The organism is Pseudomonas marginalis (assembly GCF_024169655.1).
In the GTDB taxonomy this organism is placed as follows: domain Bacteria; phylum Pseudomonadota; class Gammaproteobacteria; order Pseudomonadales; family Pseudomonadaceae; genus Aquipseudomonas; species Aquipseudomonas paraveronii.
Map to the genome: position 1 here is coordinate 5,967,234 of NZ_JALJWV010000001.1, position 21,638 is coordinate 5,988,871.

19 protein-coding genes are annotated in these 21,638 nt (G+C 62.3%); 9 read left to right on the forward strand and 10 right to left on the reverse strand.

The genetic code is table 11. The annotated features are described in order from the left end of the window. Nucleotides 1-107: 107 nt before the first annotated feature. The 3 genes from J2Y83_RS27670 to J2Y83_RS27680 are packed head-to-tail and all read left to right on the forward strand — an operon-like array spanning nt 108 to nt 4,914. Nucleotides 108-1,073, forward strand: a complete 966-nt coding sequence (locus J2Y83_RS27670) for an HlyD family secretion protein (protein WP_253400062.1) — start codon at nt 108-110, stop codon at nt 1,071-1,073. Further along, entirely contained in the window at nt 1,070-3,796 is a 2,727-nt protein-coding gene (rbbA, locus tag J2Y83_RS27675; protein ID WP_253400063.1) for a ribosome-associated ATPase/putative transporter RbbA, read from the forward strand. Before J2Y83_RS27670 ends, rbbA begins: the two co-directional genes overlap by 4 nt. Then, the gene (locus J2Y83_RS27680) at nt 3,796-4,914 is read left to right on the forward strand and encodes an ABC transporter permease (protein ID WP_253400064.1); all 1,119 of its coding nucleotides are present in this window, start codon (nt 3,796-3,798) and stop codon (nt 4,912-4,914) included. Before rbbA ends, J2Y83_RS27680 begins: the two co-directional genes overlap by 1 nt. Before the next feature lie 82 nt (nt 4,915-4,996). Here J2Y83_RS27680 and J2Y83_RS27685 read toward each other — a convergent pair whose 3' ends face one another. Continuing rightward, complete coding sequence (locus J2Y83_RS27685; RefSeq protein ID WP_253400065.1) at nt 4,997-5,404, reverse strand: flagellar basal body-associated protein FliL; 408 nt, start codon at nt 5,402-5,404, stop codon at nt 4,997-4,999. A 150-nt stretch (nt 5,405-5,554) separates the two neighbouring features. Between J2Y83_RS27685 and J2Y83_RS27690 the strand changes: the two genes are divergently transcribed. After that, nucleotides 5,555-6,532, forward strand: a complete 978-nt coding sequence (locus tag J2Y83_RS27690; RefSeq protein ID WP_253400066.1) for an NADPH:quinone oxidoreductase family protein — start codon at nt 5,555-5,557, stop codon at nt 6,530-6,532. 257 nt (nt 6,533-6,789) lie between these two features. On the opposite strand, the gene J2Y83_RS27695 is transcribed toward J2Y83_RS27690, so the two are convergent. Beyond that, on the reverse strand, nt 6,790-7,443 hold the full coding sequence (locus tag J2Y83_RS27695; RefSeq protein WP_247406191.1) for a gamma-glutamylcyclotransferase: 654 nt from the start codon (nt 7,441-7,443) through the stop codon (nt 6,790-6,792). Between the two features lie 282 nt (nt 7,444-7,725). Between J2Y83_RS27695 and J2Y83_RS27700 the strand changes: the two genes are divergently transcribed. Continuing rightward, the gene (locus J2Y83_RS27700) at nt 7,726-8,208 is read left to right on the forward strand and encodes a sn-glycerol-3-phosphate transporter (protein ID WP_253400067.1); all 483 of its coding nucleotides are present in this window, start codon (nt 7,726-7,728) and stop codon (nt 8,206-8,208) included. A gap of 40 nt (nt 8,209-8,248) precedes the next feature. Here J2Y83_RS27700 and J2Y83_RS27705 read toward each other — a convergent pair whose 3' ends face one another. The 6 genes from J2Y83_RS27705 to J2Y83_RS27730 form a co-directional block, all read right to left on the reverse strand. Then, nucleotides 8,249-9,217, reverse strand: coding sequence for a CDP-6-deoxy-delta-3,4-glucoseen reductase (locus tag J2Y83_RS27705; RefSeq protein WP_253400068.1), 969 nt, complete (start codon nt 9,215-9,217; stop codon nt 8,249-8,251). After that, entirely contained in the window at nt 9,217-10,683 is a 1,467-nt protein-coding gene (gene ubiD, locus J2Y83_RS27710) for a 4-hydroxy-3-polyprenylbenzoate decarboxylase (RefSeq protein WP_253400069.1), read from the reverse strand. The genes J2Y83_RS27705 and ubiD overlap by 1 nt, the downstream gene beginning before the upstream one ends. Before the next feature lie 59 nt (nt 10,684-10,742). Beyond that, on the reverse strand, nt 10,743-12,725 hold the full coding sequence (locus J2Y83_RS27715) for an acyltransferase family protein (RefSeq protein ID WP_253400070.1): 1,983 nt from the start codon (nt 12,723-12,725) through the stop codon (nt 10,743-10,745). A gap of 157 nt (nt 12,726-12,882) precedes the next feature. Beyond that, a complete protein-coding gene (gene rho, locus J2Y83_RS27720; RefSeq protein ID WP_003176825.1) occupies nt 12,883-14,142 on the reverse strand; it encodes a transcription termination factor Rho in 1,260 nt (419 codons plus the stop codon). A 234-nt stretch (nt 14,143-14,376) separates the two neighbouring features. Beyond that, nucleotides 14,377-14,706, reverse strand: coding sequence for a thioredoxin TrxA (gene trxA, locus J2Y83_RS27725; RefSeq protein WP_253400071.1), 330 nt, complete (start codon nt 14,704-14,706; stop codon nt 14,377-14,379). Nucleotides 14,707-14,827: 121 nt separating this feature from the next. Continuing rightward, nucleotides 14,828-15,523: a FadR/GntR family transcriptional regulator gene (locus J2Y83_RS27730; RefSeq protein ID WP_247398908.1), complete on the reverse strand. Its 696-nt coding sequence runs from the start codon at nt 15,521-15,523 to the stop codon at nt 14,828-14,830. A gap of 255 nt (nt 15,524-15,778) precedes the next feature. Between J2Y83_RS27730 and J2Y83_RS27735 the strand changes: the two genes are divergently transcribed. Genes J2Y83_RS27735 through J2Y83_RS27750 form a run of 4 tightly spaced genes read left to right on the forward strand, consistent with a single transcriptional unit; the run spans nt 15,779 to nt 18,625 of the window. Next, on the forward strand, nt 15,779-16,564 hold the full coding sequence (locus J2Y83_RS27735; RefSeq protein ID WP_253400072.1) for a transporter substrate-binding domain-containing protein: 786 nt from the start codon (nt 15,779-15,781) through the stop codon (nt 16,562-16,564). A gap of 21 nt (nt 16,565-16,585) precedes the next feature. Further along, nucleotides 16,586-17,254: an amino acid ABC transporter permease gene (locus J2Y83_RS27740; RefSeq protein ID WP_017736949.1), complete on the forward strand. Its 669-nt coding sequence runs from the start codon at nt 16,586-16,588 to the stop codon at nt 17,252-17,254. Beyond that, entirely contained in the window at nt 17,251-17,901 is a 651-nt protein-coding gene (locus J2Y83_RS27745) for an amino acid ABC transporter permease (RefSeq protein ID WP_253400073.1), read from the forward strand. The genes J2Y83_RS27740 and J2Y83_RS27745 overlap by 4 nt, the downstream gene beginning before the upstream one ends. Further along, nucleotides 17,888-18,625, forward strand: a complete 738-nt coding sequence (locus J2Y83_RS27750) for an amino acid ABC transporter ATP-binding protein (RefSeq protein WP_017845136.1) — start codon at nt 17,888-17,890, stop codon at nt 18,623-18,625. The genes J2Y83_RS27745 and J2Y83_RS27750 overlap by 14 nt, the downstream gene beginning before the upstream one ends. Here the strand turns inward: J2Y83_RS27750 and J2Y83_RS27755 are convergent. Together J2Y83_RS27755 and J2Y83_RS27760 are read right to left on the reverse strand one after the other, a co-directional pair. Continuing rightward, nucleotides 18,597-19,145 carry a hypothetical protein gene (locus tag J2Y83_RS27755; RefSeq protein WP_253400074.1) on the reverse strand — a complete coding sequence of 183 codons (549 nt, stop codon included), beginning with the start codon at nt 19,143-19,145 and terminating at the stop codon, nt 18,597-18,599. The genes J2Y83_RS27750 and J2Y83_RS27755 overlap by 29 nt on opposite strands. After that, a complete protein-coding gene (locus J2Y83_RS27760) occupies nt 19,135-21,636 on the reverse strand; it encodes a fimbria/pilus outer membrane usher protein (protein WP_253400075.1) in 2,502 nt (833 codons plus the stop codon). The genes J2Y83_RS27755 and J2Y83_RS27760 overlap by 11 nt, the downstream gene beginning before the upstream one ends. Nucleotides 21,637-21,638: the final 2 nt, after the last annotated feature.

Below are 21,638 nucleotides of genomic sequence, written 5' to 3' on the forward strand. Positions count from 1 at the left end.
ATGCATCTGCAACGCAACCGGGTTAGGCTTGCGCTTCATTTGACCCGCATCAAGCGCCCTCGGGCCGAACCCGTCAGACTAGGACGCTAACACCGCAGGAAGCATCTATGTCCACGAACCACCGCACCTCCCAGTTGTTTGCCACCCTCCTGATTGTGTTACTGCTCGCCGCCGGCGGTTTCGGTTACTGGAAATCCACCCAGGACCGCCTGCCCGAAGGCTTGAGCATGGGCAACGGCCGCCTGGAATCGACCGAAGTGCAGATTGCCGCCAAGATCGCCGGGCGGCTGGACGAAGTGCGGGTGGATGAAGGCGACAAGGTCCTCAAGGGCCAACTGCTGGCGCGCATGGACACGCGCACCCTGGAAGCCCAGCGCGCCCAGGCCGAAGCCGAAGTGCTGCGGGCCAGGGAAAACCTCGCCGCCGCCGAAGCCAATGTGCAATTGCGCCAGAGCGAACAACTGCTCGCCCACCAGGAACTCAAGCGAACCCAGGAGCTGTACAAGCGTGGCTTCGCCAGTGGCCAACTGATCGACCAACAACAGTCGCGCCAGAACACCGGGAATGCGGCCGTGGTCGCCGCCCAGGCCCAGGTCAATTCGGCCAAGGCCGCCATCGGTGCCGCCCAGGCCCAAGTGGCACAGCTCACCAGCGAAATCGACGACAGCAGCCTGCGCGCGCCCATCGACGGCATTATCCAACTGCGCCTGGCCGAGCCGGGCGAAGTGCTCGGCGCGGGCGGCCGCGTCTTGCTGCTGATCGATCCCGAAGATCAATACATGAACCTCTACCTGCCCGCCTCGGTGACCGGCGCCCTGACCGTCGGCAGCGACGCACGCATCCTCCTCGACGCGCTCCCCGGCCAATCGCTGCCGGCCAAAATCAGCTTCGTCGCGGCCAAATCGCAGTTCACGCCCAAAGAGGTGGAAACCCGCGATGAACGCCAGAAATTGGTGTTTCGCGTCAAACTGCGCCTGACCCAACCCAGCGCCGTGCCGCAGGCCAAACCGGGCATGCCCGGCGCCGGCTACGTGCGCACGGCTGACATCGACTGGCCGGCTAACCTGCAATGACCGATCTGGCGCTGCACGCCACGGGCATCCAGCACCGCTACGGCAAGCAACAGGCGCTGGTCGATATCGCCTTCAGCCTGCCTGCGGGCACGCGCTGCGGGCTGATCGGCCCGGATGGCGCGGGCAAGTCGAGCCTGCTGGGCTTGATCGCCGGGGTCAAAAAACTCCAGGACGGCCAACTGGAGGTGCTCGGCGGCTCCATCGCCGACCGCCGCCACCGCAACAGCCTGTACCCGCGCATCGCCTTCATGCCCCAAGGCCTGGGCGGCAACCTGTACCCCGAACTGTCCATCAGCGAAAACATCCGCTTCTTCGCGACGCTGTTCGGCCTGACCAAAGCCGATTGCGACCAGCGCATGCACAGCCTGCTGCTGGCCACCGACCTTGAGCGCTTCGCCGACCGCCCGGCCGGCAAACTCTCCGGCGGGATGAAGCAGAAACTCGGCCTGTGCTGCGCGCTGATCCATGAACCGGACCTGCTGATCCTCGACGAGCCCACCACCGGCGTCGACCCGCTGTCACGTCGGCGCTTCTGGGAACTGGTCGAAACCGTGCGCAGCGAGCGCCCACAACTGACGCTGCTGGTGGCCACGGCCTACATGGAAGAAGCCGAGCAGTTTGAACATTGCCTGATGCTCGACCGTGGCAAACTGATCGCCGACGGTTTGAGCAGTGAGCTCGCCGCAGCAACCCCAAGCGGCAAGCTGGATGAGGCCTTCACCCACTTCCAGGGCGACAGCGCCCATGACAACCAGCCGCTGGTCATCCCACCGCGCGCAAGCAACAGCGCCGATATCGCCATCGAAGCCCACGACCTGACCCTGCGCTTTGGCGACTTCACGGCAGTCGATAAAGTCAGCTTTGCCATCGGCCGCGGCGAGATTTTCGGTTTCCTCGGCTCCAACGGTTGCGGCAAGACCACCACCATGAAAGTCCTCACCGGCCTGATGCCGGCCACTGAGGGCACTGCCACGCTGCTGGGCAACCCGGTGAACGCCAAGGACCTAGCCACCCGCAAGCGCGTGGGCTTCATGTCGCAAAGTTTTTCGCTGTACGGCGAACTCAGCGTGCTGCAGAACCTGGTGCTGCACGCGCAGTTATTCGATTTGCCCAAGGCCGACAGCGGCAAGCGGATCGATGAGCTGATCCAGCGTTTCGACCTCGGCGAGGTGGCCGAGCAGCCATCGGGCGAGTTGCCCCTCGGCCTGCGTCAGCGCTTGTCGTTGGCCGTGGCGGTGCTGCATCGTCCCGAAGTGCTGATCCTCGATGAACCGACCTCGGGGGTCGACCCGGCGGCGCGGGATGACTTCTGGCGGCTGCTGATCGAACTGTCGCGCGAACAAGGGGTGACGATCTTTCTGTCCACCCACTTCATGAACGAAGCCCAGCGTTGTGACCGCATCTCCCTGATGCACGCGGGCAAGGTGCTGGCCTGCGACACGCCCGACGCGCTGCAGCAGCAATTCCACGGCGACACCCTCGAAGCCGCGTTCGTCACATGCCTGGAGCAAGCCCAGGGCGAAGCCGAACCCGCCGCGCCCAACGCGCCCACCGCTACCGTCAGCGAAACCAGCCCACCGCCCGTGAGCAGGCGCGGGTTCAGCCTGTCGCGCCTGTTGGCCGTGGCCAGCCGTGAAGGCAAGGAACTGCTGCGCGACAAGGTGCGCATGGCCTTCGCCCTGCTCGGGGCGATGTTCATGATGGTGATCTTCGGCTACGGCATTTCCCTGGATGTGGAAAACCTCGCCTTTGCCGTCTACGACCAGGACCAGACCCCACAAAGCCGCACCTATCTGGAAGCGTTTCGCGGCTCGCGCTACTTCGCCGAACAAACGCCGATCCAGGATGCCAACGAACTGCACCGGCGCCTGCAACGCTCGGAAATCAAACTGGCCCTGGAAATCCCGCCCGGTTTTGGCCGTGACCTCTACGCCGGCCGCCAACCCAGCGTGGCCGCCTGGCTCGACGGCGGCATGCCGTTTCGCGCAGAAACCAGCCGTAACTATGTAGAGGCGGTCCACCAGGCCAACCTGCAGCAACTGTCCGAACTGAGCAGCCAGCCGCAGAGCAGCCAAAGCGCGGCCAAGCTCGAAACCCGCTTTCGCTACAACCAGGATGTGGTCAGCGTGAACGCCATCGGCCCAGGCGTGATGGCACTGATCCTGGCCTTTATCCCGGCGATGCTGACTGCGCTCGGTATCGTGCGCGAGAAAGAGCTGGGCTCGATCACCAACTTCTATGCCACGCCCCTGACCCGCCTTGAATTCCTGCTGGGCAAACAGACGCCGTACCTGGCCGTGAGCCTGATCAACCTGGCGGTGCTGGTCGCGATGAACCGCTGGCTGTTCGGCGTGCCGTTCAAGGGCAGCGCCCTGACCCTGGCGTTCGGCGGCCTGCTGTACGTGCTCGCCACCACCAGCATGGGCCTGCTGATTTCCGCATTCACCCGCACCCAGATCGCGGCGATCCTCGGCACCATGATCATCACCAGCCTGCCGACCATTCAGTTCTCCGGGCTGATCGTGCCGCGTTCCTCCCTGGAAGGTGCTGCGGCGGTGATGGGCACACTGTTTCCGGCGGGGCACTTTCTCGATATCGCGGTGGGCACGTTCACCAAGGCCCTCGACCTGCGCCAACTGTGGCCGCAATGCCTGGCGCTGTTCGGGTTTTTCCTTGGGTTTACCGGGCTTAGCCTGATCATGCTGAAGAAGCAGGAGGCTTGATGCATAAGTTCGCGCACATCCTGCGCCTGGGGATCAAGGAACTGACCAGCCTGCGCCACGACAGCGTGCTGCTGTTGTTTCTGTTCTACGCCTTCACGGTCGCGATCTATATGCCTGCGGCCGGCTCGGTGATTGGTGTGCATAACGCCAGCGTGGCGTTTATCGACGAGGACCACAGTGCGCTCTCGCGGCAGATGGCCGAGGCGTTGCAGCCGCCCGAGTTCCAGTCACCCGTGCCGTTGGCGTATGACCAGTTGGATAAGGTCATGGACAGCGGCCAGTACACGTTCGTGATCAACGTACCGGCGAATTTCCAGGCCGACCTGTTGGCCGGTCGCGAGCCCGGCGTGCAGGTGAACGTCGATGCTACGGCGATGAGCCAGGCGTTCATGGGCGCCGGCTACATCGGGCGGATTTTCCAACGCGAGCTGCTGACCTACAGCGGCCAGGCCGACTCCGCCAGCAAAGCACCGGCGCTGCTGACGACGCGGGCGCTGTTCAATACCAATCTGGAAGGTGGCTGGTTCCTCGCGGTCATCCAGATCGTCAACAACATCACCATCCTCGCCATCGTGCTTACCGGCACCGCGCTGCTGCGCGAGCGCGAACACGGCACCCTCGACCATTTGCTGGTACTGCCGCTGACGGCGCTGGAAATCATGCTGGCGAAAATCTGGAGCAACATGCTGGTGGTGGTGCTGTGTACCTGGCTGTCCCTGGAAGTGGTGGTCAAGGGCATGCTCGGCGTGCCGCTGGCCGGGTCGCTGAGCCTGTTTCTATTCGTGACCGCGCTGTACCTGTTTGCCAGCACCGCCCTGGGGATATTCCTCGCCACCCTCGCCCGCTCGACGCCGCAGTTCGGCTTGCTGGCAATCCCGGTGATCATCCCGATGCTGTTGCTCTCCGGCGGCAGTACGCCGCTGGACAGCATGCCCGAGTGGTTGCAATGGGTGATGCAGGGCTCGCCGTCGACGCACTTTGTGAGCCTGAGCGCGGCGATCCTGTTCCGCGATGCGGGCGTGAGTGTGGTGTGGCCGGATTTGCTGGCGCTGGCGGGGATTGGCTTGCTGTTCTTTTTGGTGGCGCTGGCGCGGTTCCGCAAGAGCCTGGCGTCTTGACACTGCCGCAGGCAAGCCCGCTCCCACAGGTGAAACGCATTCCCTGGTGGGAGCAGGCTTGCTCGTGATCGTCGCGCCGCGACTATTGGATGATCAGGTTGTTGAACAACAGGTCTTCCACCACCGGCTTGCCGGTTTCGTCGTTCATCACTTGCTGGGTCTGCTTCAGGGCTTCCTGGCGCAGTTTTTCCTTGCCTTCAACGGTGCTCATGCTCTCGTTGGTTTGCTGGGTGAACAGCGCCACCAGTTGATTACGAATCAACGCATCGTTGGCTTTGACGGCGGCAGCCGCTTCGGTGCCGGTCACGCGCAGGGCGATATCGGCCTTGTACACCTTGAGCTTGGCCGTGCCATCCAGGCCATAGTTGCCCACGAGCGGCGGGGCCAGGCTGATATAGCTGACCTTCGGCGCCTCGCCTTCTTTCGCCTCTTGGGCCTGGGCCGCCATCGGCAAGGTCAGGGCGAGCATCAACAAAATCCACGCTTTCACAGTTCATTCCTCACATTCTGTTGCCCAGTAGCATAACGCTAGCAGGGCAGAGCACAAGCTTATGGCGACTTATCAGGCCCGGGCATGCTTGTTGACCCACGGGCGCACCCTCCTACACTTATCGGCCACGACGCCAAAAGGAATAGTCCGATGAAAGCTGTGCTGTGCAAAGCCTTCGGCCCCGCCGAAACCCTGGTGCTGGAAGAGATCGCCAGCCCGGCGATCAAGAAGAACGAAATCCTGCTGGACGTGCATGCCGCCGGGGTCAACTTTCCGGACACGCTGATCATCGAGGGCAAGTACCAGTTCAAGCCGCCGTTCCCGTTCTCGCCGGGTGGCGAAGCGGCGGGGGTGGTCAGCGAAGTGGGGGAAAAAGTCAGCCACCTGAAGGTCGGTGACCGCGTGATGGCGCTGACCGGCTGGGGCAGTTTTGCCGAGCAGGTCGCGGTGCCCGGCTATAACGTACTGCCGATCCCGCCCAGCATGGGCTTCAACACCGCAGCCGCGTTCAGCATGACCTATGGCACCTCGATGCACGCCCTGAAACAAAGGGCCAACCTGCAACCCGGCGAAACCCTGCTGGTCCTCGGCGCCTCCGGCGGCGTGGGCCTGGCCGCCGTGGAAATCGGCAAGGCCATGGGCGCCCGCGTGATCGCCGCCGCCAGCAGCGCCGACAAGCTGGCGGTGGCCAAGGCCGCCGGCGCCGATGAGCTGATCAACTACAGCGAAACCAGCCTGAAAGATGAGGTCAAACGCCTGACCGACGGCAACGGCGCCGACGTGATCTACGACCCGGTGGGCGGCGACCTGTTTGACCAGGCCATCCGCGCGATCGCCTGGAACGGCCGCCTGCTGGTGGTGGGTTTTGCCAGCGGGCGTATTCCAGAGCTGCCGGTGAACCTGGCACTGCTCAAAGGTGCGGCCGTGGTCGGGGTGTTCTGGGGCGCGTTCGCCCAGCGCCAGCCGCAGGACAATGCGGCGAACTTCCAGCAGCTGTTTGGTTGGTATGCCGAGGGCAAGTTGAAACCGCTGGTGTCGCGGGTGTATCCACTTGAGCAGGCCGCCCAGGCGATCAATGACCTGGGGCAGCGCAAGGCCGTGGGCAAGGTGGTCGTGCAAACCCGCTAACCAATATGAAATGCGCTCAAATGTGGGAGGGGCGGTGCGACGATTCGACTTGCCCCCGATGACAGTGGATCAGTTAATACATCTGTTGACTGAACCAGCGCCATCGGGGGCAAGCCCCCTCCCACATTTTGATATCCAGCGTCCTGCAGACGCCAACTGCGACCGACCGGTATCGTGTTCATGGCGCTGGTGACCGTAGCGACCCTGGTGTACTGGCTCAACCCGATGGGGCACACCAACAGTGTCAGCTCGGCGCGTTAATCGCCTGAGCAATCCTTGGCACAACGCTTGAGCCGCGCCTCCAGGTTTTTGTCTGGCATGGCGTGGCTACGCAGGGCGTTGACGGTCTGCTCGACATAATCGCGCGTAGTGCCGTAACGCCCGCAAGCGCTTTGCAGCACGTGGCTGAGCACGATGTCGGGCAGATTGCCGGCGTAGCTCGGCAGGTGCCGCTCCAATACAAACCCCAGCGCCTGCACCCGACTGCCATCTTCCAGACGGCAACTGAGCCAGTGCGGCCGATAGGAGGGGTAAGGCATTTCGCGCTGCCACAAGGCGTAAAGCGAGGCCTCCAACTGGTCTTCCGGCAGGCGGTAGGCAAAGCCGCTGCACGAACCACCGCGATCCAGGCCGAAGACCAATCCGGGTATTTCCGGCGTACCCCGATGCTCGTGGGACCACAGGTACAAGCCGCGGTGATACCCGTGGATTCGTGCCCGCACCCGCTCGGTCGACGAACACTCAGGCCGCCAGATCAGCGAACCGTAAGCGAATAGCCAGACCGGCCCACCCTTATGCCGGGCCATGGTGGCCTGCATTGAGCTCATCAACTGTTCGTGAGTGAGTTGCGGCCCCAGATCGAGCTGCGGAGGGTAAGCCAATTGCAAAAGATCGGATTCAATGGCGGTCATGGCGGATCGCTGAGGTCTCCTGTGCAGCTACGAAAATCTATTACCAATTGTAAGTAACTTTACCGTAATAGAACCCGCCGCTGTAACCGTATGACGAAAAAGTGCTAATCGGCCGAGTTGCCCCGGGGCTGGGGCGTGGTTCCATCCGTTCGTCAGGATTCAGGGCGCCAATCCCGCTACTGTCAGCCCCGGTTCAGCCTGGGTGCACACGTAACCTTCAAACTAGCGCGCACATCACGACCCACCTAGCCGCCCCTCATACCGACTAATCGAGGTCACCCCATGAAAAAAATTCGACTGTCTGGCCTGCTGTTCCTGGCCCAGGCCACCACTGCCCTCGCGGCCGAAGCCCCGCCTACCGACAATGACAAGGGCTTCTGGTATGCGCAGACCAGCGTCTACACCCGGCACTTCGCGCCGGACCCCGAGCATAACAACCATCAGGATTTGCTCGGCCTGGAGCGCAATGAGGCGTCAGGCCTGGTGTATGGCGCGGCGACGTTTCGCAACTCGTTCAGCCAGCGGTCCTACTACGTCTATGCGGGAAAACGCTATGACATGACCGACTATCCGGTCTATTTGAAGCTAACAGGCGGGGCGATTCAGGGCTATCGCGGCAAGTACCGCGACAAGATCCCGTTGAACCGTTTCGGCGTGGCGCCGGTGATCATTCCGTCCGTAGGCACCCATTACGGGCCAGTGGCGGCGGAGCTGGTGCTGCTGGGGTTCAATGCGGCGATGATCACGACCGGCGTGCGTTTCTGACCGCGACGCCAGCGCCCCCATTAGAAGCCAGCGTAGGGCTTCAGGGCCGTGGGGCGTAGGCGAATACGTCGGCACGCATCTGATGTGCATCCATGCCGGCATCCACCAGCGCATCCAATGTGCCGTAGATCATCGCCGGTGAACCGCTGGCGTAGACATACACGCCTTTGAGGTCGTGGATGTCTTCGCACACCGCTTCATGCAACAGCCCACAGCGCCCTTCCCAGCCGCACAGGTCGCTGACCACTTTGTGCAGGAACAGGTTGGGCAGTTGCAACCATTGATCCCAATGTTCGATCTCGTAGAAATCTTCCGGGCGTCGCACGCCCCAATACAGGTGCACCGGGTGCTTGAAGCCGGACGCGCGGCAATGCTCGATCAGGCTGTGCATCTGCGCCATGCCGGTACCGGCGGCGATCAATACCAGCGGCCCATCGGGCAACTCGGCCAGGTGGGTATCGCCAAACGGCAGCTCGATGCGGGCCATCCGGTTGCGCTGCAACTGTTCGAGCAGGTTGCGCGCGCTGTCTTCGCGAGCCAGCACGTGCAGTTCCAGCTCACGTCCGGAGTGAGGCGCCGAGGCCAGGGAAAACGCCGACTTCTCGCCGTTTTCCCGTTCAATCATCAGGTATTGCCCGGCGTGGTAACGCACGGCCTTGCCGGCCGGGGCGAGCAAGCGCACGCGCCAGACATCGCCACCGACTTCCACACACTCACTCACTTGGCACGACAACTTGCGCAACGGCAACTCTCCCGGCGCCAGCACGCCATCCCACAACACCACACAATCTTCCAGCGGCTCGGCGATGCAGGTGTAGAACTCACCATGGTCGCGCACCTCACCGGCCTGCTGCACCCGGCCTTCCACCAACAGCGCCGCACACACATGGCACACGCCATTGCGGCAGGCTTGCGGGCATTCGTAGCCCAGGCGGCGCGCACCTTCGAGGATTCGCTCGCCAGGGTCCAGCGCCAATACGGCGCCGGAAGGTTGCAGGGTTACACGCATCAATCTATTCCCAACTCTTTCCAGATCGCATCGACACGCGCCGTCACGGCTTCGTCCTTGACGATCACCCTGCCCCACTCGCGGGTGGTCTCACCCGGCCATTTGTGCGTGGCATCCAGGCCCATCTTCGAGCCCAGGCCCGAGACCGGCGAGGCGAAATCGAGGTAGTCGATCGGCGTGTTGTCGATCATCACCGTGTCGCGCTTGGGGTCCATGCGCGTGGTGATGGCCCAGATCACGTCGTTCCAGTCGCGGGCATTGATGTCATCGTCGGTGACGATAACGAACTTGGTGTACATGAACTGTCGCAAAAACGACCACACGCCGAGCATGACCCGCTTGGCATGGCCTGGGTACGACTTCTTCATGGTCACGATGGCCATGCGGTACGAACAGCCTTCCGGCGGCAGGTAAAAGTCGGTGATTTCCGGGAACTGCTTCTGCAGGATCGGCACGAACACTTCGTTCAGCGCCACCCCGAGAATCGCTGGCTCATCCGGCGGACGGCCGGTGTAGGTGCTGTGGTAGATCGGCTTGATCCGATGAGTGATGCGCTCGACGGTGAACACCGGGAAGCTGTCGACTTCGTTGTAGTAGCCGGTGTGGTCGCCGTAGGGGCCTTCGTCGGCCATTTCGCCGGGGTGGATCACGCCTTCGAGGATGATTTCCGCCGTGGCCGGCACTTGCAGGTCGTTGCCACGGCACTTCACCAGCTCGGTGCGGTTGCCGCGCAGCAGGCCAGCGAAGGCGTATTCGGACAGGCTGTCAGGCACCGGGGTCACGGCGCCGAGGATGGTCGCCGGGTCGGCGCCCAGGGCCACGGAGACCGGGAACGGCTGGCCGGGGTGCTTTTCGCACCATTCACGGAAGTCCAGCGCGCCGCCACGGTGGCTCAGCCAACGCATGATCACCTTGTTGCGGCCGATCACTTGCTGACGGTAGATACCGAGGTTCTGGCGATCCTTGTTCGGGCCTTTGGTGACGGTCAGGCCCCAGGTGATCAGCGGGCCAACGTCGCCGGGCCAGCAGGTCTGCACCGGGAGCATGCCCAGGTCGACGTCATCGCCTTCGATGACGACTTCCTGGCACGCCGCGTCCTTGACCACCTTGGGCGCCATGGCAATGATCTTGCGGAAGATCGGCAGCTTCGACCAGGCGTCCTTCAAGCCCTTGGGTGGCTCGGGCTCTTTGAGGAAGGCCAGCAACTTGCCGATCTCGCGCAGTTCGCTGACCGACTCGGCGCCCATGCCAAAGGCCACGCGGTCGGGGGTGCCGAACAGGTTGCCGAGCACCGGGATATCAAAACCGGTCGGGTTCTCGAACAGCAGCGCCGGGCCCTTGTTGCGCAGGGTACGGTCGCAAATCTCTGTCATTTCCAGCACCGGCGAAACCGGCACCTGGATACGTTTCAACTCTCCGCGCTGCTCAAGTTGCTGCACGAAATCCCGAAGATCCTTGAATTTCATTAACCATGCCACCCGTAAAATAGGCGTACATCCTACCTGCTATGAGGGCGGCTGGCAGCTTAATTGGCCGTCAGCCCCCGTGATTGCAGCGAACTGAACAGCGGCTCCAGGAAGGCTTCGATGTGCCGCGCGCCGACGTCGGAGAGGTGGTTATCGTCGGTATACAGCGCACGGCCATCGCGCTCGACCCGGCACAGACCGTCGGCGCCACACAGCAGGGGCGCGGGGTCGAGCACCACCACGCCGCTGTCGGCCGCCGCCAACGCGTTGAATAGCTGAGTAATGAAGGCCTGGCGCTGTTCATGCTCGGCCACGGGAAGCCCTTCCCCTTCAACCGGGCGGTGCATCATGGCCAGGCGACTGAGGCGGTAAGGCACGATGATTTTCTGCAGCGGGACCTCCTTGACCAGCCACACGCGATGCCCGGCGGCGCGCAACCCTCTGATGCGCTCACGCAGGCCCTCGGCGAAGCGCTGCTCCGCCACGGCGCGCGCGTACTCACCGGTACTCGGGTCCTTGAGCGCGAGCTCCTTATCGCCCGACATTTGCCCATAAAGGTACAGGCTCCAGCGCGCCGCCAGCACTACATCGCTGAACGACTGTTCGGCCAGGGCCTTCTCGACGCGCTGGTTGAAATGCGCGCACTGGGTGATGTTCTCGAGACCGTCCAACGGCATGCAGCCGGCAAAACTGGCCTGGACCAGACTGATATCGTGGCGTTTGGCCGCGTCCTTCAGCGCCGGAATCAAGACTGTGGCGTGGCTGTCGCCCCAGACCAGCGTGGACACCGAGCGGCTTTGTGGGCCGAAATGGCAAAACAGCCGCTCATCCGGGGTTTTCTGGTCCGCCAGGCAGGCCGTCAGTTCCGGGCTCCACTTCTTCGCCTGGGCATAACGCAATGCCTGTTCGGACAGGCGCCAAGGCACGCCATTGGTTTCACGTAATGCCAGGCCGGTGATGCCGAAGCACAGGATGCCGGCTGCGGCAGCAACCAGGATCGCCTTGCGCCCGGCCAGCAGACGTTTTTCCCGAAACGGCGCCTCCACGAAGCGCCAGGACAAATAACCCAGCACCAGGCTCAGCAGTATCAACCCGCCCAATTGCGCCACGTTCAAGCCATCAACCGCGGCGTAGTTGGCGTACACGAACACCGGCCAATGCCACAGGTACCAGGAATAGGAAATAAGCCCCACGCCCACCATCAGCCGCGAACTCAGCAGCCGCCCGACCCAGGTCACTTGCTGCCCATTGGCCCAGATCAACCCGACCGTGCCCAGCACCGGCAACAAAGCCGCCGCGCCTGGGAACGGTGTATGTCGGTCAAAACCGAATATGGCGGTCAGGATCAATCCCAGGGAGACCAGGCTGACCCCTTGCGCCAGGCGCGTTGAAGCGCGCCACTCATACCTGGGCATGACCGCCAGCACGGCGCCGGCCAGCAATTCCCAGGCACGCAAGTGCAGCAGGTAGAACGCTTTCTGCGGCTGATGGGAAACCGCCCAGACACTCATGCCAAATGACACCAGCAACACCGCGAACAACGCCAGACGCCAGTGTTTCAAACGGCTTGAAAGCAGGGTCAGCAGGAATGGAAAGAGGATGTAGAACTGCTCTTCTACCGCCAGCGACCAGGTGTGCAGCAAGGGTTTGATGTCGGAGGCCATATCGAAATAGCCGTGCTGGCGGGCAAACAAGAGGTTGGAGGTGAACGTCACCTGATAGTGCGCAGAGCGCCCCAGCGCTTCATAGTCCTTGGGCGCCAGCAAAAACCAGCCCACTGCCAGTGTCGCGGCCATCATCACAAACAATGCCGGCAAGATACGCCGCGCACGGCGCGCCCAGAAGTTCACGAAGCTGAAACGCCCGGCCTGGCGTTCGCGCCAGATAATCGAGGTGATCAAGAAGCCTGAAATCACAAAGAACACGTCGACGCCGACAAAGCCGCCGGTGACGCCCGGAACCCCAAAATGGAACAGCACGACAGCAAGGACAGCGATAGCACGCAGGCCATCAATGTCTCTTCGATAAGCAAGAGTGGTCATAAGAATGGTGGTCAATCTGATACGAATGGGAGCTGAAGTAAGCGCATGTTTACTTTTTGTTACTTAACCGACACTTATGACATAAAACGCACTTATTTTCGACGTAAAAAAAATGGCGCCCCGAAGGGCGCCATTTTTTTGGACCTGAAACGTCGTATTACTTACGCTTCATCGACAGGAAGAACTCGTCGTTGGTCTTGGTGGTTTTCAGCTTGTCGATCAGGAACTCGATGGCGGCGACTTCGTCCATCGGGTGCAGCAGCTTGCGCAGGATCCACATGCGCTGCAGTTCGTCGTCGGCCGTCAGCAACTCTTCACGGCGGGTGCCGGAACGGTTGATGTTGATGGCCGGGAACACACGCTTTTCAGCGATACGACGGTCCAGGGGCAGTTCCATGTTGCCGGTACCCTTGAACTCTTCGTAGATCACTTCATCCATCTTCGAGCCGGTTTCAACCAGCGCGGTAGCGATGATGGTCAGCGAGCCGCCTTCTTCGATATTGCGCGCGGCGCCGAAGAAACGTTTCGGTTTCTCCAGGGCGTGGGCATCGACACCACCGGTCAATACCTTGCCGGAGCTCGGGATCACGGTGTTGTAGGCACGGGCCAGACGGGTGATGGAGTCGAGCAGGATCACCACGTCTTTCTTGTGTTCGACCAGGCGCTTGGCCTTCTCGATCACCATTTCGGCAACCTGCACGTGGCGGGTTGGCGGCTCATCGAACGTCGAGGCAACCACTTCGCCGCGCACGGTGCGCTGCATTTCGGTCACTTCTTCCGGACGTTCATCGATCAGCAGCACGATCAGGTGAACTTCAGGGTTGTTACGCGCGATGTTCGCTGCAATGTTCTGCAGCATGATGGTCTTACCGGCTTTCGGCGGTGCGACGATCAGGCCACGCTGGCCCTTGCCGATCGGGGCGCACAGGTCGATCACACGACCGGTCAAGTCTTCGGTGGAACCGTTGCCGGCTTCCATCTTCATGCGCACGGTCGGGAACAGCGGGGTCAGGTTCTCGAAGAGAATCTTGTTTTTCGCGTTCTCGGGACGATCGAAGTTGATCGTGTCGACCTTGAGCAGGGCGAAATAACGCTCGCCTTCCTTCGGAGGGCGGATCTTGCCAACGATGGTGTCACCGGTGCGCAAGTTGAAGCGACGGATCTGGCTCGGCGAGACATAGATATCGTCTGGGCCGGCGAGATAGGAAGCGTCCGCAGAGCGGAGGAAGCCGAAGCCGTCCTGGAGAATCTCCAGCACGCCATCACCGGAAATTTCCTCGCCGCTTTTCGCGTGCTTTTTGAGCAGGGAGAAAATCACGTCCTGCTTGCGCGAACGGGCCATATTTTCTATGCCCATCTCTTCGGCCAATTGGAGCAGGTCGGTAATCGGCTTTTGCTTGAGTTCAGTCAGATTCATATAGGAATGACGTAATCATTTATGGAGGGGGGAAATTAAGCTTTTGGCTTAATGAGGCCGCGCCGCAGAGAAGGCGACATGATCGCGTACTAATCGAAAAGGAATGCGTCGGCGACGGCTTGCAGGGGGCAGTGGAGAAACCAGTGCGGGGCCGAATGTACCACCTGAATTTCGGAGCGTCTAGCCCTGTTTCACGAAAAAGCCCCGCAAATTGCGGGGCTTTTTTGACGACGCTTAGATGTTCGCGTCGAGGAATGCCGCCAACTGGGACTTCGACAGCGCGCCCACTTTGGTCGCTTCCACGTTGCCGTCCTTGAACAGCATCAGCGTCGGAATACCACGCACGCCGTGCTTGGCCGGGGTTCCCTGGTTTTCGTCGATGTTCAACTTGGCAATGGTCAGCTTGCCAGCGTAGGTGGTTGCAATCTCGTCCAGAACCGGAGCGATCATTTTGCAAGGGCCACACCATTCAGCCCAGTAGTCAACCAGCACCGGGCCAGTTGCCTTGAGTACTTCGGCCTCAAAGGTCGCGTCAGTGACGTGCTTGATAAGATCGTTGCTCATGGATGTCTCCGGATTGTAAGCAAAAAAAACGTGGCCCATCATAGCTGCCCTTCCCCCGTTCAGGAAGCCGCCTCTGATTGAGTCTTGCTATGGTGTTGCATGAGTTTGGGTATCGCCCCGCTCACGGAGACACCGGCGTCACAAAGGCAATCCCCGTGCGCAACGCCGCATTGCGCACGTGCTCCTGCATGCTTTTCTGCGCCGCCGCACTGGCGCGACGGGCCAGCGCGCGCAGAATTCTACGGTGCTCCTGCCAGGTTTCCATGGCCCGTTCCGGCCGGATGAACGGTAGCTTCTGGCTCTCCAGGAACACCTCGGCGCTGGCACTCAGGATGCTGACCATCGCCTGATTGCCACTGGCCAGGAGGAGGCGCTGGTGGAATTCGAAGTCCAGCCGGGCGGCGGCTTCGAAGTCGCCGGCCTTGAGCACCTTGCGCATGGCCTCGACATTATCTTCCAGGCGGTCCAGCTCATCGATGGTCAGCGTGACGGCCGCCAACCCCGACGCAAACCCCTCCAGGGCATAGCGCAACTGGAAGATATCCAGCGGCGTCGCCTGGGCCGCGAAGGGCCACGCAAACCCCGGCGAGTCTTGCGCCTCTTGTACGAACACGCCTTTGCCCGGCTGCACGCTGACCACCCCCAAGGCACTGAGGGACGACAACGCCTCGCGCAATGACGCCCGGCTCACGCCCAACTGCAGCGCCAGGTCGCGCTGGGATGGCAGTGCGTCGCCCGGCCCGAAGCCTTGCTCCTTGATCAGTTTGCGGATGGCCTGCAAGGCCGCTTCCGGTACCGCTTGGGCGATGGAATTCATAAAAAACTCAAGGTTTCAGACAACTGAGCGCGTAGTTGTAAAGCTATTCGCGCCTGGCGGCAAGCCACGCCCCAAAGGGGCTCGCGCGGTTTTGCCGGCGCTCGAAAACGGTGCGAAAACCGCGCTCACTGTTCAGACCAGTAAGACCACCACAACGCAACAAATCCCGGCCTTGCGGACAATCCGAGCAGTCATGGCATGGGCTGTGCACTGGGCAAAAACAGAATGTCCCTTCGCCCTTCTCGGAGAGTTCCCATGACCAAGCGCTACAGCGCCCTGCTCACCGCCCTGTTTGCCAGCCTGATGCTGAGCCAGGCTCCCGCCCAGGCCAACGGTCTGGACGATATCGTTGCCCGCGGCACCTTGAAGGTCGCCGTGCCCCAGGACTTCCCGCCGTTCGGCTCGGTCGGCCCCGACATGAAACCACGCGGCCTGGACATCGACACCGCCAAGCTGCTGGCCGACCAGCTCAAGGTCAAACTGGAGCTGACCCCGGTCAACAGCACCAACCGCATCCCGTTCCTCACGACCGGCAAGGTCGACCTGGTGATCTCCAGCCTGGGCAAGAACCCCGAGCGGGAAAAGGTCATCGACTTCTCCAAGGCCTACGCGCCCTTTTACCTGGCCGTATTCGGCCCGCCTGATGCCGCCATCAGCAGCATCGACGACCTCAAGGGCAAGACCATCAGCGTGACCCGTGGCGCCATCGAAGACATCGAGCTGACGGCCGTTGCGCCCAAGGAAGCCACGATCAAGCGCTTCGAAGACAACAACTCGACCATCGCCGCCTACCTGGCCGGCCAGGTCGACCTGATCGCCAGCGGCAACGTGGTGATGGTTGCGATCAGCGAGCGCAGCCCGAAACGCGTGCCGGCGCTGAAAGTGAAGCTCAAGGATTCGCCGGTGTACGTGGGCGTGAACAAGAACGAGCCGGCGCTGCTGGAGAAGGTCAACCAGATCCTGGTCGCGGCCAAGGCCGACGGCAGCCTGGAAAAAAACGCGCTGCAGTGGCTGAAAGAACCCCTGCCTGCTGATCTCTGAAGCCTGCGACGGAGCTGATTCATGGCCTATCAATTCGACTTTGTGCCGGTGCTGGCCAATACCGACCTGCTGTTGCGCGGCGCCCTGTTCACCCTTGAACTGACGGCGATCGGTGCGATCCTGGGGGTCGCCCTGGGCACCGTCGGCGCAGTGGTGCGGGCGTGGAAAATCCAGCCGTTCGCCTGGTTCTTCGGGGTGTATGTCGAGTTGATCCGCAACACGCCATTTCTGGTGCAGTTGTTTTTCATCTTCTTCGGCCTGCCTTCCCTGGGGCTGAAAATCACCGAATGGCAAGCGGCGGTATTGGCAATGGTGATCAACCTGGGCGCCTATTCCACCGAAATCATCCGCGCCGGCATCCAGGCGATCCCCCGTGGCCAGCTAGAGGCCGCCGCCGCGTTGGCGATGACGCGCTTCGAGGCGTTCCGCCATGTGGTCCTGCTGCCGGCGCTGGGCAAGGTGTGGCCGGCCCTGAGCAGCCAGATCATCATTGTGATGCTCGGCTCGGCGGTGTGTTCGCAGATCGCCACCGAAGAGCTGAGTTTTGCCGCTAACTTCATCCAGTCGCGCAACTTCCGCGCCTTTGAGACCTATGCCCTGACCACCCTGGTGTACCTGTGCATGGCGCTGATGATTCGCCAGTTGCTCAACTGGATCGGTCGCCGGTTTGTGATGAGGAACAGCCGATGAGTGATTTTTCCTTCTGGGACATCGTGCGCAACCTGCTCATCGGCCTGCAATGGACGCTCTTGCTGTCGCTGGTGGCGTTTGTAGGCGGTGGCCTGATCGGCCTGCTGGTGATGACGATGCGCATCAGCCGCAAAGCCTTCCCGCGCAATGTCGCCCGCACCTATATCGAACTGTTCCAGGGCACGCCGCTGTTGATGCAGCTGTTCCTGGTGTTTTTCGGCATTGCCCTGCTTGGGGTGGATATCTCGCCCTGGCTGGCGGCGGCGATTGCCTTGACCTTGTTTACCAGCGCCTACCTCGCCGAGATCTGGCGTGGCTGCGTCGACTCCATCGCCCACGGGCAGTGGGAAGCCTCGGCCAGCCTGGCCCTGAATCCGCTTGAACAGCTGCGCTACGTGATCCTGCCCCAGGCCCTGCGGATTGCCGTAGCACCTACCGTGGGGTTCTCGGTGCAAGTGGTCAAAGGCACTGCCGTGACCTCGATCATCGGCTTCACCGAACTGACCAAGACCGGCGGCATGCTCGCCAACGCCACGTTCGAGCCTTTTATGGTCTACGGCCTGGTGGCCCTCGGTTACTTCCTGCTCTGTTACCCCTTGTCCCTCAGTGCGCGCTACCTGGAAAGGAGACTGCATGCCTCTGCTTAGAATTTCCGCCCTGCATAAGTATTACGGCGATCACCACGTGCTCAAGGGCATCGACTTGACCGTTGAAGAAGGCCAGGTCGTCGCGATCATCGGCCGCAGCGGCTCGGGCAAGTCGACCTTGCTGCGCACCCTCAATGGCCTGGAGTCGATCAACGACGGTGTGATCGAAGTCGACGGCGAATACCTCGACGCCGCCCGCGCCGACCTGCGCAGCCTGCGACAAAAAGTCGGCATGGTGTTCCAACAGTTCAACCTGTTCCCGCACCTGACGGTGGGCGAAAACGTCATGCTCGCGCCGCAGGTAGTGCAGAAAGTGCCCAAGGCCAAGGCCGCCCAATTGGCGCGGCAGATGCTGGAGCGGGTCGGCCTGGGCGAGAAGTTCGACGCCTTCCCTGATCGCCTGTCCGGCGGCCAGCAGCAACGCGTCGCCATAGCCCGCGCACTGGCCATGTCGCCCAAGGTGCTGCTGTGCGACGAGATCACCTCGGCGCTGGACCCGGAACTGGTCAATGAAGTACTCAGCGTGGTGCGCCAACTGGCCAAGGACGGCATGACCCTGATCATGGTGACCCACGAAATGCGTTTCGCCCGCGAAGTCGGGGACAAGCTGGTGTTCATGCACCAGGGCAAGGTGCATGAAGTAGGCCCACCCCAGGCGCTGTTCGCCAACCCCAGAACGCCCGAACTGGCCAACTTCATCGGCTCAGTGGGACAGCCGGGCTGACCAGCTCAAAGGTGCCCTGCCCCTCCAGCCGCGTCTGACTGCGGACCTGCAGGGCATCGGAAGGCAGGTCGATATCGACATCGACCTGGGCGGTCAGTCGCTGGCCGAGCATTGTTTGGCCTGCTGCGCGTGCCACCAGGACCTGGCCCGGTAACAACTGCCCGCTGACGGTTTCACCGGGCAGATGCGCCACTTCCCACTCCACGGCGCGCCCATCCACCTGAGCATGCCTGAGATGCATACGCATACGCCCCTGGCGATCAAACCGGAAACCTTGCCCGTCCGCCGCACCGATGAACCGCAACGCCATCACCGAAGGCTGCGCACACGCGACGTTCAGATGCAGCGTGCGGGTGCCAAGGGCCAAGGTGGTGCTTTCGACAAGGGCCTCCCGGCGAATGACCCCATAGTCGATGCGCGGCTGGCTCACGGACAACCGGCAGTTTTCAGCGCGCACGCCCTGGGCCATCAACACCGTGCAGAACAGGGCGACGCCCGTACTTTTCCACTTACCGGCCATGGCACACCGCCGTCGTGGTCTCATAGAACTTGTCATGATCAGGCTTGGTTCCGGGGTCAAGGCTTAGCAGGCAGGTGGAAGAGTCCGGCAACGAAACCCGCAGGCTTTGCGACTCATTGACGTCATTCAGGAAAATCATGCCCTCGCCCGCCACGCTGGTCAGGAAGCGGTCATCCTTGCCGAACACCGAAGCGCCCTGGGGCAACGGCCGACCGTGCTGATCACTGGCGGTGAGTAGCACGCGGCGCACTGTCACCACATCGAACGCGACGGTATTGAAGGACCCGCGACCGGCGGCGAGCACCTGGGTGCCGTTCCTCAGGTCAACCCGTCTGGGCAACGACTGCGTCTGCACTTCGACGCGGCTATTGGCATACGCGGGCAAGCCGGCAATCACCGCCTGCCCGGTGAAGTCAGTCCACACCGGACCCTGCGGGGTTTCGACTTTTGCAGAACCGATATCCCCCACCGAAACGATGCCAAACGTGTCCTGCACGGCATAGGGCGAAAATGTCAGGCCGTTTTCGTGCGCGACGATGCCGCCTTGCAACTGCCCCGTATAACCGGTGCCCAGCGCATCCCGGCTGACGCCCAGGCCGACGCGGGTGTAGCGTGGCAGCAAGTCCACATGGCCGTGAACCGACTGCTCGCGGGCGCTAAGGTCGCGTTCGACGCCCACCTCGTAATTCACATACTCATTGACCCGCTCACTGAGCGCCGTACCGACGCGGGACTGGTCGCCACGCCGACTGACGTAGCTGTTCACACGACGATCACCGCCCAGCGGCACGCTGATCTGCAGCCGTACCGACAGATCATTGTCCTCCGCGCTATCGCGCCGGTCGCCGGCAGCGGCGGCATCACGGCGAGGCCGTGTACCGCCCACCTGCGAATCGGCGATCAATGCGACATCGACGTAGCTGAACGACTTGTTCCACGAAGCAAACACGTGTTCGGCCGTGTGCCGGTCAAATTGCGCACTGCGCGAATAGCCCAGGGAGAACACGCCCAGGGTTGGGTCGGCCCAGCTCATGCCCGCCGTGTACTGGTTCTTGAAGCGCGAATCCAGCTCGTCGGCCTTGAACGAGCGGCCCGCTTCAAGGACCTCGCGATACCCTCGGGTCTGGGTGGTGGCGCTGAAGTTCACGTCCATATTGGCGTAGACCGGGCTGCTCGCGGACACGCTGCTACGCGAACCCGACACGGCGTTACGGCTGTCTCGGGACACATTGTGACGAGCGCCAACGGCTACCCGCTGGAAAAACACGCTGCTCAGGGTGCCGCCTGCCGACCAGTATTCTTCGGTACTCAATACGCCAAACCCCGCCGACGATTCACGCCCCAGGCCCCAGGTGCCACTGCCCATGGCGACCACCGGTGACGGAGCCTGCGCGTCGATATTTTCGCGCACCTTGCCGAGGGAAAAGTAATAACCGGGCGCCGCCGGGGCCGCTCCCGCGAATGATGCCGCCGGCACCACGAAACTGCGCTTGGCGCCGCGCACATCGATCACGCTGACGTCGAGGTCGCTGGTGCCATTGAGCAAAGGCAACCCCGTCAGCCGGAAGGGGCCTTCGGGCACCAGCGTGCTATGGATCAGCACGCCGGACTGGCGCACTTCAATCCGCGACTGACTCTGGGCCAGACCTTCGACGACTGCGTTGTTGCTGCCCGCCGGCGCCCGCGACTGACCATCGGGGGAAAACTGGATGCCGGACAACTGGATACCACCAAACAGCGGGTTGTTGCTGGAGAGCTGGCCCATCTGAAAAGTCGATTGCAACGCGGCGATATCCCGCTGGGCGTAGGCATACAGGTGTTCGGTACGGGCTTCACCATTGTCAGACACATAAAACTGGCGGCTGCGCACAATCCAGTCGCCCAGGTTGAAGCCCGCTTCGGTGTAGGCCGACACGAACCGGCTGGGCCCACTGCGCGAACGGCTGTCGAAACCCAGCACGTCATAGTTGAACATCGCCGCCGCGCCGCCCTGGGCAAAGTGCCCGGCCTCCCACTGGGGTTCATGCAATGCCTGGGTCGGCACCACCAGTGCCACCTCATCGATGCCGGGCCGGAGCCGAACCATCGTCGTCGGAAAGGCCCCCAGGAAGTCATGGCAGGCCTGGTCCGGTGAGGCGCCTTCGCGGACAACGGCGCGGGGCTGCACCAACCCGGCTTTCTCGAGCAAGCCCGGGGTGAAACACAATTGCCCTTGGGCGTCGAACCGCGCATCGACTGACCCGAGCGGGTTCCCGTTGACCCGCAGCCCCACCACCTGGACGCCTTCGCGAAAACGCGCCGCACTGCGGAAGTAGTCGGAGACCTTCGGGTCAATGCCGTGGGTGGTCAGTGCCGCGAGGTCGAAACCCTCGCCCAACTCCAGCGCCGGGGCCAGGCCGGGCAAGCTCCACAGCGTCGCAAACCCAATGAGCAGCGTGGGGCGGCGAGGCCGGATAAAAATCGTAGATTTGTTACTCGACAGGTTTGTCATGA